This window comes from Pantoea sp. MBD-2R, assembly GCF_039134845.1.
Taxonomy (GTDB): domain Bacteria; phylum Pseudomonadota; class Gammaproteobacteria; order Enterobacterales; family Enterobacteriaceae; genus Erwinia.
Genome location: NZ_CP152417.1, coordinates 116,205 through 132,187, shown reverse-complemented (window position 1 = coordinate 132,187; position 15,983 = coordinate 116,205). Strand labels below are relative to the sequence as shown.

Annotated in this window: 11 protein-coding genes; 7 read left to right on the top strand and 4 right to left on the bottom strand. The window is 54.6% G+C overall.

Features of this window, described 5'->3' with window-relative positions; genetic code table 11:
- Positions 1–4: 4 nt before the first annotated feature.
- Positions 5–895 carry a maltose ABC transporter permease MalG gene (gene malG / locus AAGQ96_RS00555; protein ID WP_147193735.1) on the top strand — a complete coding sequence of 297 codons (891 nt, stop codon included), beginning with the start codon at positions 5–7 and terminating at the stop codon, positions 893–895.
- 74 nt (positions 896–969) lie between these two features.
- Here malG and malQ read toward each other — a convergent pair whose 3' ends face one another.
- Both malQ and malP read right to left on the bottom strand, forming a co-directional pair.
- Entirely contained in the window at positions 970–3,051 is a 2,082-nt protein-coding gene (gene malQ, locus AAGQ96_RS00550) for a 4-alpha-glucanotransferase (RefSeq protein WP_342754578.1), read from the bottom strand.
- 9 nt (positions 3,052–3,060) lie between these two features.
- Positions 3,061–5,460, bottom strand: coding sequence for a maltodextrin phosphorylase (gene malP / locus AAGQ96_RS00545; protein ID WP_342754577.1), 2,400 nt, complete (start codon positions 5,458–5,460; stop codon positions 3,061–3,063).
- A gap of 298 nt (positions 5,461–5,758) precedes the next feature.
- Between malP and malT the strand changes: the two genes are divergently transcribed.
- Positions 5,759–8,491 (top strand): HTH-type transcriptional regulator MalT, encoded by a 2,733-nt coding sequence (gene malT / locus AAGQ96_RS00540; protein WP_342754576.1) that lies wholly within the window; start codon positions 5,759–5,761, stop codon positions 8,489–8,491.
- A 22-nt stretch (positions 8,492–8,513) separates the two neighbouring features.
- Here the strand turns inward: malT and AAGQ96_RS00535 are convergent, their stop codons facing one another.
- Positions 8,514–9,509, bottom strand: a complete 996-nt coding sequence (locus AAGQ96_RS00535; protein WP_342754575.1) for an acyltransferase — start codon at positions 9,507–9,509, stop codon at positions 8,514–8,516.
- A 138-nt stretch (positions 9,510–9,647) separates the two neighbouring features.
- On the opposite strand from AAGQ96_RS00535, the gene AAGQ96_RS00530 reads away from it, so the two are divergent.
- The 5 genes from AAGQ96_RS00530 to AAGQ96_RS00510 all read left to right on the top strand — a co-directional run bounded on the left by AAGQ96_RS00530 (position 9,648) and on the right by AAGQ96_RS00510 (position 14,717).
- Positions 9,648–10,010, top strand: a complete 363-nt coding sequence (locus AAGQ96_RS00530; RefSeq protein ID WP_147193725.1) for a type II toxin-antitoxin system RelE/ParE family toxin — start codon at positions 9,648–9,650, stop codon at positions 10,008–10,010.
- On the top strand, positions 9,994–10,293 hold the full coding sequence (locus AAGQ96_RS00525; protein WP_147193723.1) for a helix-turn-helix domain-containing protein: 300 nt from the start codon (positions 9,994–9,996) through the stop codon (positions 10,291–10,293). Before AAGQ96_RS00530 ends, AAGQ96_RS00525 begins: the two co-directional genes overlap by 17 nt.
- Before the next feature lie 165 nt (positions 10,294–10,458).
- The gene (gene glyQ, locus AAGQ96_RS00520; protein WP_147193721.1) at positions 10,459–11,367 is read left to right on the top strand and encodes a glycine--tRNA ligase subunit alpha; all 909 of its coding nucleotides are present in this window, start codon (positions 10,459–10,461) and stop codon (positions 11,365–11,367) included.
- Positions 11,368–11,376: 9 nt separating this feature from the next.
- Positions 11,377–13,446, top strand: a complete 2,070-nt coding sequence (gene glyS / locus AAGQ96_RS00515) for a glycine--tRNA ligase subunit beta (RefSeq protein WP_342754573.1) — start codon at positions 11,377–11,379, stop codon at positions 13,444–13,446.
- 308 nt (positions 13,447–13,754) lie between these two features.
- Entirely contained in the window at positions 13,755–14,717 is a 963-nt protein-coding gene (locus tag AAGQ96_RS00510) for an Abi family protein (RefSeq protein ID WP_342754572.1), read from the top strand.
- A 111-nt stretch (positions 14,718–14,828) separates the two neighbouring features.
- On the opposite strand, the gene AAGQ96_RS00505 is transcribed toward AAGQ96_RS00510, so the two are convergent.
- Positions 14,829–15,881: an NAD(P)-dependent alcohol dehydrogenase gene (locus AAGQ96_RS00505; RefSeq protein WP_147193717.1), complete on the bottom strand. Its 1,053-nt coding sequence runs from the start codon at positions 15,879–15,881 to the stop codon at positions 14,829–14,831.
- Between the last annotated feature and the right edge of the window lie 102 nt (positions 15,882–15,983).

Here is a 15,983-nt window from a genome sequence, read left to right as displayed (position 1 = left end):
CAATATGGCGATGGTAAAACCGAAGTCACAGCGCATCAGACTGTTGATAACGCACCTTTTTCTGTTGGGCTTTATCGCCCTGATCCTGTTTCCGCTGCTGATGGTTTTTGCCATTTCGCTGCGGCCCGGTAATTTTGCCACCGGCAGCCTGATCCCGGAAACCCTCTCATGGGATCACTGGAAACTGGCGCTGGGTATCGCTATTACCAATGATGACGGCAGCATTACCCCGCCGCCGTTTCCGGTGATGCTCTGGCTGTGGAATTCGGTGAAGATTGCGGTGATAACCGCCGTCGGTATCGTGGCGCTTTCCACCACCTGCGCCTACGCCTTTGCGCGCATAAAGTTTCGCGGTAAAAGTACGCTGCTGAAAGGCATGCTGATTTTTCAGATGTTCCCTGCCGTGCTGTCGCTGGTGGCGCTTTATGCCCTGTTTGACCGCCTTGGCCTCTATCTGCCTTTCCTTGGACTGAATACGCACGGCGGCGTGATTTTTGCCTATATGGGCGGTATTGCCCTGCATGTCTGGACCATTAAAGGCTATTTTGAATCCATTGATAATTCGCTGGAAGAGGCGGCGGCGCTGGATGGCGCAACGCCGTGGCAGGCGTTCCGGCTGGTGCTGCTGCCGCTCTCGGTGCCGATTCTGGCAGTGGTGTTTATTTTGTCGTTTATCGCTGCCATTACTGAAGTGCCGGTGGCTTCGCTGCTGCTGCGCGATGTTAACAGCTATACGCTGGCGGTCGGCATGCAGCAGTACCTCAACCCGCAAAACTATTTATGGGGCGATTTCGCCGCTGCCGCTATTCTCTCCGCCATTCCTGTGACGGCCGTGTTTTTGCTTGCACAACGCTGGCTGGTGGGAGGGTTAACCGCCGGGGGCGTGAAGGGGTAATACCGTGCTGGCTCATGTCGCTTGCGCTTTGAGTTGGTCAGTAATCTAAAGGGTGGCCTTGCGGCCACCCTTTTCTAATTCACCGATACCTTACGGCGTCGGTGGTTCACATCGCTGATTAACGCGTTCACTTCAGGGTCGGCAAACATCGCTTCCAGCGTCGAAGTCAGTTTACGCCGCCAGTTCGGGTACTCGCTGCTGGTGCCGGGAACGTTAACCGGCGTCGGCATATCCAGCCAGTCCTCGGGCTGCAAGCCGAGCAGCGCGCTGGCGCTGTCGGCGACATAGCGTTGCAGACCAAGACGGATCGCGGGCGTCAGCGAGGTGAGTTCCGCCTTCCTTTCACTTGTCGCAGGAATGCAGCCGTACTGATGCAAACTGTCGAGCAGGCTTTGACGCGCGCTGGCCCGATCGGCATAAAGCGCCTGTAAAACCTCTTTATCAGGATACAAACCCAGCTTCTCTCCCAGCGCCAGATCGTCGCTTTGCCAGTAGCCGCGTAGCGTCGGCAAATCATGCGTGGTCAGCGTGGCCATCGCCTGAAGCGGCCAGGATTGTGGAGCACGAAAGCTGTTCTGCGCATCGCGCTCAAACCAGAGCACTTTCCAGGAGTAGATGCCGGCTTCGCGCAGCTTGCTGACAATTTCCAGCGGCACGGTCCCCAAATCTTCGCCGATGACCATGCAGCGATGCCGCTGGCTTTCCAGCGCCAGAATCGCCAATAAATCGTCAACCGGATAGTGGACGTAAGCGCCTTTATCCGCCGTCTCTCCCTCCGGGATCCACCACAGGCGCAGCAGCGCCATCACATGATCGATCCGCAAAGCGCCACAGTGGATCATGTTCGATCGTAACAGCTCAATAAAAGGCTGACAGGCACGGTCAACCAGGGTGCGGGGGTCCATTGGCCGCAAATCCCAGTCCTGCCCGTTTGGCCCGAGGATATCCGGCGGGGCGCCCACCGACGCCTTCAGGCAGTAAAGCTCGCCGTCGCTCCAGGTTTCAGCGCCCGAGGCCACCACGCCGACGGCCAAATCGCGATACAAACCTATCGGCATCTGACGGCTCAGCTGATAACAGCGTGCAAGCTGCGCTTCGGCCAGCCATTGCAGCCAGAGATAAAACTCCACCTCCAGCGCGTGCTGTTCACAAAAGGCTTTGACCGCCGGACCACGCGCGTCGCGATACGCTTCCGGCCACTGGCTCCATCCCTGCGCCTGGCCGCTTTCCTGAAGAAAATGCGCGTACAGCGCGTCACAGGCGGCCTGTAACCAGAGGCTTTCGCCTCCCTGTGCAATAAAGTGGGAAAATGCCTGTCGTTCCGCATCCTGCGGGTGACGGGCAAGAAATTGCGGCCACGCCAGCCTTAGCGCTGCCAGCTTCAACGCCATCACCTGGGCATAATCGACCTCGTCAGTTTCCCGCGCCGCCCGTACGGCCTGCTGCGTCTCAGCAGAAAGCCACCAACGCTGTGCGGCTGCGCTTAAGCGAAAGTCTGTCACCGCGCTGACATCAATATAAATGATGTTCAGCCAGCGGCGGGATGAAGGACTGTACGGGCTGGCTGCTTCAGGGTCACCCGGACAGAGCGCATGGATAGGGTTAAGGCCGACAAAGGCACCGCCCCGGGCGGCAATATTCTCCACCAGCGAGGACAGGTCGCCGAAGTCGCCGATGCCCCAGTTATGCGCCGAGCGCAGCGTATAAAGCTGAACACAGACGCCCCAGAGTTTTTTACCCGCCAGCAAAGCGTCCGGTTCGTAACAGCGTTTTGGTGCCACAACGATCCGGCATTCCCAGCTTTGCCCGGCGCGGGTCAGCGTCAGAAGGTGATAGCCCATCGGCAGGTTTTCCGGCAGTGCCAGCGTCATGTTGCCGTTGACTCTGCCGTGTCGCGTTGCACCCTGCTCCTGGCAAAAATGCCAGTGATACTCGCCTTCTCCCTCGACCGGCAACGCAAAGCGTCCGCCGCTGATAAACACTTTTACCGTCGGCACTGGCCTTGCCGTCTGTCGGCGTTCAACGCTCCAGCCCATCGCTTTTAACAGCTCGCGCCGGGTTTCTGCGGAGATCGGCTGCGGCTTGCCGTGAGCGTTAATAAAACCGGAAGCGATGCCCGCCTCGGTGGCGGCCTGCTCCAGTACGTTCTCTTCCATATGCACCCCTTAGCGCTTCGCCTGCCAGATCCGCTGTTGATAGTCACGGATCGCCCGGTCCGAGCTGAACATCCCTACTCTGGCCGTATTCAGAATGGTGCTGCGAGTCCACTGCTGCGGATCGCCATACAGCGCATCCACCTGCCGCTGTGCAGCGCAGTAACCGGTAAAGTCCGCCAGCACTAAATAAGGGTCGCCGCCGTCAAGCAGGCTATCCAGCATCGGTTTGAACGCCTCTTTGTCACCGTCGCTGAAAAAGCCGTTTTCCAGCTCGGTCAGCAGGCTGTTGAGATGCTTATCTTTTTTACGCACGCTCAGCGGCTTGTAGCCTTTGTGGAGCAGCGCTTTTACTTCATCCACGCTATGGCCGAAGATAAAAATATGTTCACTGCCTACCTGTTCAGCAATCTCCACGTTCGCACCGTCGAGCGTGCCAACCGTGATCGCGCCGTTTAGCGCCAGCTTCATATTGCCGGTGCCGGAAGCTTCCTTACCTGCGGTAGAAATTTGTTCTGATACGTCGGCTGCCGGGATCATCAGTTCAGCCACCGAGACTTTGTAATCAGGAATAAAGACCACCTTCAGACGGTCGCCAATCCGCGGGTCCTGGTTAATTTTTTCCGCCACTTTGTTGATGGCATAGATAATGTTTTTTGCCAGGTAATAACCGGGGGCGGCCTTTGCCCCGAACAGGAAAACGCGCGGAACGGTTTCGAGCTGCGGATTGTCGCGAAGCTGACGATAAAGCGAGAGAATATGCAGTAAATTCAGGTGCTGACGTTTGTACTCATGCAGGCGTTTGATCTGCACATCAAATATCGCCTCCGTATTCAGCGTGATCCCCATCGTTCGCTGTACATACGCTGCCAGCCTTTGCTTGTTTTCACGCTTGATTTGCCGATAGCGCTGCTGAAAATGCTTATCGTCGGCAAAAGCCTCCAGCCCTTTCAACGCGTCGAGATCCGTTACCCATTCAGCATTTAGTTTGCTGTCGATAAGCGCAGCGAGCGCAGGATTACACTGCTTCAGCCAGCGACGCGGCGTGATGCCGTTGGTGACGTTATGGAATTTTTCCGGCCACAGCTGGTGATAATGCGGAAACAGATCTTTCACCACCAGATCGGAATGCAGCGCGGCAACGCCATTGACGGCGAACCCACTGACCACGCACAGATTAGCCATTCGCACCTGCTGGTTATGATGGATGGCGACGTTATCCCAGACGCTGGCATCATTTGGCCAGCGCTTCTCCACCTGCTTTTTGAAACGTGCGTTAATCTGTTTAATCAGCGAGAAATGACGCGGCAGCAGGCTGCGCATCAGTTTTTCATCCCAGCACTCCAGCGCTTCCGGCATCAGCGTGTGGTTGGTATAGGCGAAAGTGCGGCTGACAATCGACCACGCCCGATCCCAGTCGAGCTGGTGTTCATCCAGTAAAATGCGCAGCAGCTCCGGGATGGCGATAGTCGGATGGGTATCGTTTAGCTGAATGACCTCAAACTGCGGCAAATCTTCAATTTTTCGCCCGAGTGCGTGATGGCGACGCAGAATGTCCGCTACTGAACAGGCACACTGAAAATATTGCTGCATCAGGCGCAGGCGCTTGCCCGGCTGGTGATTATCGTTCGGATAAAGCACTTTAGTCAGCTTCTCCGCTTCAATTCCCTGCCGCTCAGCCTTCAGAAATTCACCGTCGTTAAACAGAGCGAGATCGAAAGGGTACATGGCGCTCGCCTGCCACAGGCGCAGCGGCTGAGTAATGCCATTTTGATAACCGACTACCGGCAGGTCGCTTGCCTCGCCTTTTAATGAGAACGCAGGTTGCCAGCGCTCGCCGCCTTTTGCCTCTTTAATCAGCTTGCCGCCGAAACCGACATTGACGGTCAGCGAACGATGCTGTCGGAACCAGGGATACGCCTCGCGATGCCAGCGGTCTGGCGCTTCCTGCTGCGTACCTTCGCTGAAAGACTGGCGGAACAGGCCATACTGGTAATTCAGCCCATAGCCAATAGCAGGCTGGCCGACGGTCGCCATCGAATCCAAAAAACAGGCGGCTAATCGTCCCAGCCCGCCATTTCCCAGCGCGGGATCGACCTCCTGCTCAAGCAGATCGCTCAGTTCAACCCCCTGCTGTTTCAGGAGCGCACTGACCTGCTCAAACCAGCCAAGATTGCTCAGGTTATTGGCCGTCAGTCGACCAATCAGGAACTCCATTGAAAGGTAATTAACATGCCGCTGCGGCGTGGCCGGAGCAACCGCAGGCAGGGCGTTTAACTGTTCGGCCAGCGCAGCGCTGACCGCCTGCCACCATTGATGCTGCGTCATTTCCTGCGCCTGACGCAGACCAAATCCCTGCCACTGGCGATCCAGCGCGGACAGGAACGTTGTTTGATTGAATTGAGCCTGCATGACTACCCCTCATGGTCCATAAATAGCCATCATGCTGCCGATTCATGCAGCGCTGAGCATCCTCCCGGCAGGGATTAGCCAGGGAGGAGAAACGGGGCGTAGGGGAAGGATGCTGCCGTTCGATTTTGGATAAGGCATGCGTATTTTGAAAAATGTGACGAAGTACGACTAAATGCAACATAAAAGCGTATCCTGCTTGCAATCAATACGTTGGAGGCGGACTTTAGAAAAATTGATTAATTACGGGCTTTGAAATAATTAGCCGACCCGCTGACAACCCTCATAAGAACCGAAAACTATGCTTATCCCTTCGAAACTGAGCCGTCCGATGCGGCTGCAAGATACGGTGGTACGCGAACGTTTACTGACCCGGCTTGCCGCCGTGCCGGAACATCGACTGACGCTGGTGACCAGCCCGGCAGGCTATGGCAAAACGACGCTGGTAGCGCACTGGGCAGCGGGGAAAAACGCGCTGGGCTGGTATTCGCTGGATGAGAGCGACAACCAGCCGGAGCGTTTCGCCAGCTATCTGATCGCGGCCATTCAGCAGGCTACCGGCGGCCACTGTGTGAAAAGCGAAGCCTTAAGCCAGAAGCATCAATATGCCAATCTGAACGCGCTGTTTGCCCAGCTGTTTGTCGAACTTGCCGAGTGGCATCAGCCGTTAACGCTGGTGATTGATGACTATCATCTGATTTCGAATGGGGATATTCATGAAGGAATGCGCTTTTTTTTACGCCATCAGCCTGAAAATTTTTCCCTGCTGCTGCTCTCACGTACCCTGCCTCCGCTGGGCATCGCCAATTTACGCGTGCGAGGCCAGCTGCTTGAATTAATCGTCTCCGAGCTGGCTTTTACCCACAGCGAAACCCAACAGTTTTTCGACTGTCGGCTGAAAGAGTCGATAGACAAAAGCGACAGCAACCGGCTCTGTGATGATGTTGCTGGCTGGGCAACCGCACTCCAGCTGATCGCGCTTTCCGCCAGCCAGTCCTCCACGCCCGCACTCCAGTCTACCCAGCAGTCTGCCCGCAAGCTGGCCGGTCTGAATGCCAGCCATTTATCACAATATCTGGTGGAAGAGGTGCTGGATCGAGTCGATGCGCCCACGCGTGATTTTCTGCTGCGCTGCTCTCTGCTGCGCTCGATGAACGATGCGTTAATTGTCCACCTGACCGGCAGCGACAACGGGCAGCAGCGTCTGGAGGCGCTCGAAAGCCAGGGGCTGTTTATTCACCGTATGGACGATACCGGCGAGTGGTTTAATTTCCATCCTCTGTTCGCCTCTTTTTTGCGTCAGCGCTGTCAGTGGGAGCTGGCCTCCGCACTGCCTGAAATTCACCGGGCTGCCGCAGAAGGCTGGCTGGCTCAGGGCTTTCCGGCCGAGGCCATTCATCACGCTTTAGGCGCGGAAGATACCGCCCTGCTGCGTCATATCCTGCTACAGCACGCCTGGTCGCTGTTCAACCAAAGCGAGCTGGCCCTGCTGGAAGAGTGTCTGAACGCGCTGCGTTACGACCAGCTTATCGTCAATCCCAAACTGGTGCTGTTGCAGGCCTGGCTGGTGCAAAGCCAGCATCGCTATGCCGAAGTCGATGCGTTGCTCTGCCGGGCAGAAAGCGAAATGCAGCGCAGAGATATGTCAATGACGCAGGATCTTGCTGCCGAATTTAATGCCCTTCGCGCACAGGTTGCCATTAATGATGGCCGTCAGGAAGAAGCCGGACGGCTGGCTACGGAAGCGCTGCGTTTTTTACCGCATGACAGCTACTACAGCCGCATTGTTGCCACGTCGGTAACGGGAGAAATTCAGCACTGCAAAGGCGATTTTGCTCGCGCTCTGCCGCTGATGCAGCAGACCGAGCAGATTGCCAGACGCTATCAGGTTTATCATTACGCGCTCTGGGCGCTGTTGCAGCAGAGTGAAATTCTGATTGCACAGGGATTTTTACAGGCCGCCTTCGAGATGCAGGATCGCGCATTCGAACTGGTGCATGAGCAGCACCTTGAACAGCTGCCGATGCACGAGTTTCTTCTGCGCCTGCGTTCTCAGGTACTTTGGTCATGGTCAAGGCTGGACGACGCAGAGAATGCCGCTCGCCAGGGACTGGAAGTGTTAAGCAACTTTCAGCCTCAGCAGCAGCTACAGTGCCTGGCCATGCTGGCTAAGTGCGCGCTCGCTCGCGGCCAGCTTGATAACGCGCAACACTATTTGCAACGTTGCGAAGAGCTGATGAAAACCGGCCAATACCACATCGACTGGATCACCAACACCGATAAAATTCGGGTGATTTACTGGCAGCTTACCGACAATAAAATCGCCGCGCGGCGCTGGTTGCAGCAGGCGCGCAAGCCCGGCATGGCGGACAATCATTTTCAGCAGGGCCAGTGGCGGACGATTGCGCGGGTACAAATTCTGCTGGAGCAGTTCAGCGAGGCGGAAGTTGTGCTGGACGAGCTAAACAGCGATGCGCGCCAGCTGCACCTGATCAGCGATCTGAACCGTAATCTGCTGCTGAGCAACCTGCTGTACTGGCAAACGGGAAGAAAAAGCGACGCACAGCGCGTATTGATTGAAGCGCTGGGCCTGGCCAACCGCACCGGTTTTATCAGCCATTTCGTGCTTGAAGGCGAGATGATGGCGCAGCAGCTGAGGCAGTTGCTACAGCTGAACCTGCTGCCGGAGCTGGAACAACGACGAGCGCAGCAGATCCTGCGCGAATTAAATCAGCATCATCGCCATAAGTTCGCCCATTTTGACGAGGGGTTTGTCTCGAAACTGCTGACCCATCCGCAGGTGCCGGAGCTGATCCGCACCAGCCCGCTAACCCAGCGGGAATGGCAGGTGCTGGGGCTAATCTACTCGGGATACAGCAACGAGCAGATAGCCGGGGAACTGGACGTAGCGGCCACCACCATCAAAACGCACATCCGTAATCTTTATCAGAAAATGGGCATCGCGCACCGGCAGGATGCGGTACAGCAGGCCCGTCATCTGCTTGAGGTGATGGGCTATGGCGCGCTGGCATAGTGGCCAGCACCCGGGCTGATAACTAGCTGATAAAATGGTGCCTGTCGACTTTGCGCAGCGCCAGCGACAGCAGCAGGCTGCCCAGCAGCGTAATCGTGAAAACCAGCGGAATATCCAGCAGCGGCCGGGCGGTGTGATCAAGATGGTGAGTACGCATGAAGTGGATAAACAACGCGTGAAAACCGTAAATGGGCAGGGAATTACGCGAAATAAGGCCAAAGAACGGTAAAATTCGCTGATTAAGCGCATTTTTGAAAACAATCACCAGACTGACCGCAGCAACAAAAACCACCGGCCCGCAGTAGAGATACCAGGTATCGGCAAACGCACCGTTAATGGCCATCTGCTTTTTAGTGCCCATCGCAATACCCGCGACACAGGCGATAAATACCGCTCCCGCCAGCCAGCTAACGCCTCGTTTATCGGTATCCATCATGCCAATCGCTCGCCCGAACAGCGCGTACAGCACGTAATAGAAGCTGTCGCCGTTGATATAGAGATTCAGCGGCAACCACTGAAAATGGCCGACAGACCGCTCGACCGTGTTGGGATTCGCCAGCACCGCCAGCACCAGCGTGACCACCGCAAGATAGCCTGCCCGGACGTTTTTTACCTGGATGAGCGGCGAAAGCAGGTAAATAGCGATCGCGGCGAAGAAGAACCACAAATGATAGAACACCGGTTTCTGTAACAGCAGCCGGATGGAGATGCTCTGACTGATTGGCGTTAGCCAGGTGATATAAAGCAGCGCCACCGTACTGTAAAACAGCAGGCACAGCACAATGCGCAGAAAATGACGTCCCTGCGCGCTGCGTTCACCGAAGAACAGGTAGCCGGAGATCATAAAAAAGATCGGCACGCAGACGCGTGAGGCGGAATTCAGCAGGTTGGATAAATCCCAGGTATGCTCGCCAATGGCGGGAGCGTTCGTCACGTACCAGGTGGTGGTATGGATCATAATCACCATCAGGCAGGCCACCGCACGTAAATTATCTATCCAGACAATCTTTTCCTTCATTTCATCCTCTGCTCGCATTAACGCGTATCAGAGGGTAGCCGGGCGCGGAATGTTCAACAACCTCGCCTTGAAATTATAACGAATTCATTATAATTTAGATTATAACTAAAACGTTATAATCTACGATCAGGGACGATCATGTGGGAAATCATCACGACCGCGCGATTTGACAGGTGGTTCCATGAACAATCAGAGGATTTGCAAGACGAGATTTTATCTGCATTTATCGTATTGCGAAAAGAAGGTCCGATGACTGGACGGCCACTGGTAGACACTTTAAACGACTCTAAATATGCAAATATGAAGGAGTTACGCCTTTCATTTGAGGCCAGACCGATCAGAGCGCTGTTCGCATTTGACCCGGTCCGCCAGGCTATTTTCCTTTGTGCTGGCGACAAGACAGGCGACCGAAAATTTTATAAAAAATACATCAAAATAGCCGATGCTGAATACAAAGCTCATCTGGCAAGACTGGAGTTTGATAATGGCAACTTTAGATGAACTACTGAAAGAGGTAAGTCCAGAACGCCGGGCCAAAATCGAGGTTCGCGCCGAAGAAATGATCCGCGAAATCACTCTCGCGCAAATGCGTGAAGAGCTGCAAATTTCACAGACTGCACTCGCCATAGCGCTGGGCGTTAAACAACCTGCCGTAGCCCGTATGGAACGTGTTGATAATGACCCGCGCCTGTCCACTCTCAAACGCTATGTAGCCGCGCTGGGCGGGGAACTTTCTATCGACATAAAACTTCCATCCGGTAAACGAGTGGCTTACCCACTGTAAAACGCAAGGCGCTGACTATTTCAGGCAAGAACACGGGCAAGATGGAAACAGCCTGTGGCATTTTGCTGTGGGTACAGTGCCTTCAGCCAACATCGGGCTGACTAACCGACGGTCAAAGGGTATACTGACGCCCACTTTTAAAACCGTATCGCGTGCGAAAACAACATGCAAAAGTTTGATACCAAGACATTTCAGGGGCTGATCCTGACCTTACAGGATTACTGGGCACGCCAGGGCTGCACCATTGTGCAGCCTCTGGACATGGAAGTGGGTGCGGGAACGTCTCACCCAATGACCTGCCTGCGCGCTATCGGCCCGGAGCCAATGGCGGCGGCCTATGTGCAGCCTTCCCGTCGTCCTACCGACGGCCGCTATGGCGAGAACCCGAACCGCCTGCAGCATTACTATCAGTTCCAGGTGATGATTAAGCCTTCACCTGACAATATTCAGGAGCTTTACCTCGACTCGCTCAAAGAGCTGGGTATGGATCCGACCATCCACGATATCCGTTTTGTGGAAGATAACTGGGAAAACCCAACGCTGGGCGCATGGGGCCTGGGCTGGGAAGTCTGGCTGAACGGCATGGAAGTGACGCAGTTTACCTATTTCCAGCAGGTTGGCGGCATGGAATGTAAACCGGTTACCGGCGAAATCACTTACGGCCTGGAGCGTCTGGCAATGTACATCCAGGGCGTGGACAGCGTCTACGATCTGGTCTGGAGCGACGGCCCTCTGGGGAAAACCACCTACGGCGACGTGTTCCATCAGAACGAAGTGGAGCAGTCCACCTATAACTTCGAACACGCCGACGTCGATTTCCTGTTTAGCTGCTTCGAGCAGTACGAGAAAGAAGCGAAAAGCCTGCTGGAGCTGGAAACGCCGCTGCCGCTGCCAGCCTACGAGCGTATTCTGAAAGCGGGTCATACGTTTAACCTGCTGGACGCGCGTAAAGCGATCTCCGTGACCGAGCGTCAACGCTATATCCTGCGTATTCGTACCCTGACTAAAGCCGTGGCTGAAGCCTACTATGCGTCGCGTGAGTCGCTGGGCTTCCCGATGTGCAAAACAAAATAAGAGGCAGCCATGACTGAAAAAACTTTCCTGGTGGAGATCGGCACCGAAGAGCTGCCGCCAAAGGCGCTGCGCAATCTGGCCGAATCTTTTGCCGCTAACTTTACCGCCGAACTGGATGCTGCGGGCCTGACCCATGGCGACGTCACCTGGTACGCTGCCCCGCGCCGTCTGGCGTTGAAAGTCGCCAGTCTGAGCGCTGCGCAGCCAGATCGCGAAGTCGAAAAACGCGGCCCGGCGATTGCCGCTGCGTTTGATGCCAACGGCGTGGCAACCAAAGCTGCCGAAGGCTGGGCGCGCGGCTGCGGCATTACCGTTGAGCAGGCCGAGCGTCTGAGCACCGACAAAGGCGAATGGCTGCTGTATCGCGCTCATATGAAGGGTGAAAGCGCGCAGTCGCTGCTGCCAGCCATGATCGCGACGTCACTGGCGAAGCTGCCCATCCCGAAACTGATGCGCTGGGGCGATTCCGACGTGCAGTTTGTACGTCCGGTCCATACCGTTACGCTGCTGCTGGGCGACGAAAGCATCCCGGCTAAGATTTTAGGTATCGACTCTGCCCGCACAATCCGCGGTCACCGCTTTATGGGCGAGCCGGAATTCACTATCGACAACGCTGACCAGTATCCGCAAATCCTGCTGGAGCGCGGTAAAGTGCAGCCAGACTTTGAAGCACGTAAAGCGCAGATCAAAGCCGATGCCGAAGCGGCCGCACGCCAGATTGGCGGACACGCTGACCTGAGCGACAGCCTGCTGGAAGAAGTCGCCTCGCTGGTTGAATGGCCGGTGGTATTAACGGCGAAGTTTGAAGAGAAATTCCTGGCGGTACCGGCCGAAGCGCTGGTTTACACCATGAAGGGCGATCAGAAATACTTCCCGGTCTATGACGACGCCGGCAAGCTGCTGCCAAACTTCATCTTTGTGACCAACATTGAGTCGAAAGATCCTCAGCAGATTATTTCCGGTAACGAGAAAGTGGTTCGTCCACGTCTGGCCGATGCCGAGTTCTTCTTCAACTCAGACCGTAAACAACGTCTGGAAGATAATCTGCCGCGTCTTGAAACCGTGCTGTTCCAGAAAGAGCTGGGTACGCTACGCGACAAAACCGACCGTATCCAGGCGCTGGCGGGGTGGATTGCCGGACAGATTGGTGCGGACGTCAATCATGCAACCCGTGCTGGCCTGCTGTCCAAATGCGACCTGATGACCAATATGGTGTTCGAATTTACCGACACCCAGGGCGTGATGGGCATGCACTATGCGCGTCACGATGGCGAAGCAGAAGACGTGGCCGTGGCGCTGAACGAGCAGTATCAGCCGCGTTTTTCCGGTGACGATCTGCCTTCTAACCCGGTAGCCTGCGCGCTGGCGATTGCCGACAAAATGGATACCCTTGCCGGCATCTTCGGTATCGGCCAGCATCCGAAAGGCGATAAAGACCCGTTTGCTCTGCGCCGCGCCGCGCTGGGCGTGCTGCGTATTATCGTCGAGAAGAACCTGCAACTCGATCTGCAAACGCTGACCGAAGAAGCGGTTCGCCTGTACGGCAGCAAGCTGAGTAACGCCAACGTGGTCGATGAAGTGATCGATTTCATGCTGGGTCGTTTCCGCACCTGGTATCAGGAAGAAGGTCACAGCGTGGATACTATCCAGGCCGTACTGGCTCGTCGCCCTACTCGTCCGGCAGATTTCAACGCGCGTATGAAGGCGGTTTCTCACTTCCGTACGCTGGAGGAAGCCGCAACGCTGGCCGCCGCCAACAAGCGTGTTTCCAATATCCTGGCGAAATCCAGCGAGACGCTAAACGACAGCGTGCAGGCGTCTCTGCTGAAGGAAAATGAAGAGATCCAGCTGGCAACGTATGTCTCAGCACTCAGCAGCAAGCTGGCACCTTACTTTGCGGAAGGTCGTTATCAGGATGCGCTGATCGAGCTGGCGCAGCTGCGTACTGCCGTTGATAACTTCTTTGAGAAGGTGATGGTAAACGCAGACGACAATGCGGTGCGGATCAACCGTCTGACGCTGCTGGCGAAACTGCGCGAGCTGTTCCTGCAGGTAGCGGATATTTCGTTGTTGCAGTAATCAGTATTGATGAAGTCTTGCCAGAGACCCGGCAAGACTTCATCACATCAGATATTGAACAAAAAAAACCACATTAACAGGCAAAAACATTCTATGGCGGTGAAAAACGCTTTAACAACTACATATAGAGTTTTGCCATGGTTGCTTCCAATATGACGTGAAGAAAGCGCAACCGGATGTGTTGACATACCAACTATATAGTGTAATTTAGAACATAACTGAGCCCGGCCCCCTGGCTTGAATCCTGTCTCTTGCAGGTGATTGTTATGGCCGGGCCTTCTTATATCTGAGGGTAAGGAAACTCTTGAATGGCAGATCCGGTAAAGGCTCATAAAGAATATGACCAACTCATTGATCTGTTGGTTTCCCGTGGCATGGATGTACCTGACCGCGCCCACGCAATAAAGAAAATCTCTCAAGTTGGTTATTACCGGCTTTCTGGTTTCTGGTATCCTTGCCGAATCCCGCACATCACATCCGAAAATATCAGAACCCGATTAGATTGCGTTCGCACAGGTACGAATTTCCGTGCGGTATACGACTTATATTTATTCGACAAAAAATTACGCCTGCTGATGATGAATGCTTTGGAGCGAATAGAGGTTTATGTACGCTCCGTGATTGCGCATGAAATAGGTAAAATATCACCTCTTGCATACCTGGATGACGCCCTGATAAATCCAAAACACTTGCAGCCACGCTCACGCGGACGCTGTAGCGCAAGAGTAGAATGGTTAACCAGACATTCAATAGAAATAGCCAAAAGCAGAGAAGACTTTATAAAATGGCATGAAAGCAGGTATGAAGGGCTACCGTTTTGGGTGGCTATTGAGGTTTGGGATTTTGGTTTAATGTCAAAATATTATGCGATGCTGAAGGACAAATATCGTAATAAAATATTGTCAAGACTTGGCATTGCTGCTGGTAATGGCGCTATTTTTCAGAACTGGCTCAGTGCTATGAATGTACTAAGGAATCGCTGCGCCCACCACTCCCGTATCTGGAATAAAGTTAACGAACCAAAGATTATGCCATTGCCAAACCATCCCTGGTTTAAACGTTTGAATATGGATGAAAATGCTTATGAAAGAATGTATGGGATGATTGCTGTAATATGGTTTCTGGTAAGAGAGATAGGCACTGGCTCAAAGTGGATTAAGCATATTGCTGATTTAGTGGATAACAAACCTTACCTGCCCGGATGCAACCTGACAGCAATGGGATTTCATGACAATGACGGATTTCCTCGCGACTTGTTTGGTATTAAATAAGACTGTTGTTAAAGCTACCAGAAAAAATAATTTTTGATGAGATTCTGAATTCTGAACCCAACCAGGGTTGGGCTCAGTTCAATTTATTCTACTCCTGTCATGCCCGATGCTTTAGCCGCGCTGATCCGCTTTCATATCGATCACGAAGCGATACTTCACGTCGCCTTTCAGCATGCGCTCAAACGCTGTTTCCACCTCATCCATGCGGATCACTTCCACATCCGACACAATGTTATGTTCGCCACAGAAATCCAGCATCTGCTGCGTTTCCTGAATGCTGCCGATTGAAGTGCCGGAAATGCTCAGGCGCTTAAACACGATTGGCGTGACGTTTGGCGACTGATGCGGCGCGTCAGGAATGCCAACCAGTACCAGATGGCCATTGGTTTTCAGCGTGTTGAGGTACGGATCCAGATCGTGCGGTGCAGCTACGCAGTCAAGGATAAAATCGAGGCTGTTGGCTTCGGCGGCCATTTGCTCATTATCCTTTGAAACCACAACTTTGCTGGCTCCCAGGCGCAGCGCATCGGCACCTTTAGCCGGAGAAGTCGTGAACAGCACCACTTCAGCGCCCAGCGCGCTTGCCAGTTTTACCGCCATATGACCCAGGCCGCCCAGACCAATTACGCCTACGCGCTGGCCTGGCTGGATGTTCCAGTGCTTCAGCGGCGACCAGGTGGTGACGCCTGCGCACAGCAGAGGCGCGACGGCGCTCAGTTCCAGATTTTCCGGTACGTTAACGACAAACTTGCTGTCAACGACAATGCTCTCGGAATAGCCGCCAAAGGTTTTGCCGCCGATGACTTTTTCTTCACCGTTATAGGTCGCGGTAAAGCCAGCTTCGCAGTACTGCTCTTCGCCCTGGTTGCACTGTGAACAGTGGCCGCAGGCGTCCACCATCACGCCTACACCGACCAGATCGCCCGCTTTAAAAGCGGTGACGTTGCTGCCGGTGCTCAGTACACGGCCTACGATTTCATGGCCGGGAACCAGCGGAAACTCGCTGACGCCCCACTCATTGCGCGCCATATGCAGATCGGAATGGCAGACGCCGCAATAATGGATATCAATGTGCACATCGCCAGCCTGAAGCTCACGGCGTTGGAATTCAAAAGATTCGAGAGAAGTAGTGGCAGATTTTGCTGCCAGGCCTTTAACCTGCATGTGGCTGTCCCCTGTTGGGCAAAGCGGCGTAGGGTAAAGAATTGCACCGGTCGGGGCAAGGCGGAATTGTAAACTATAAAACATAAAACCCGCCAGATGGCG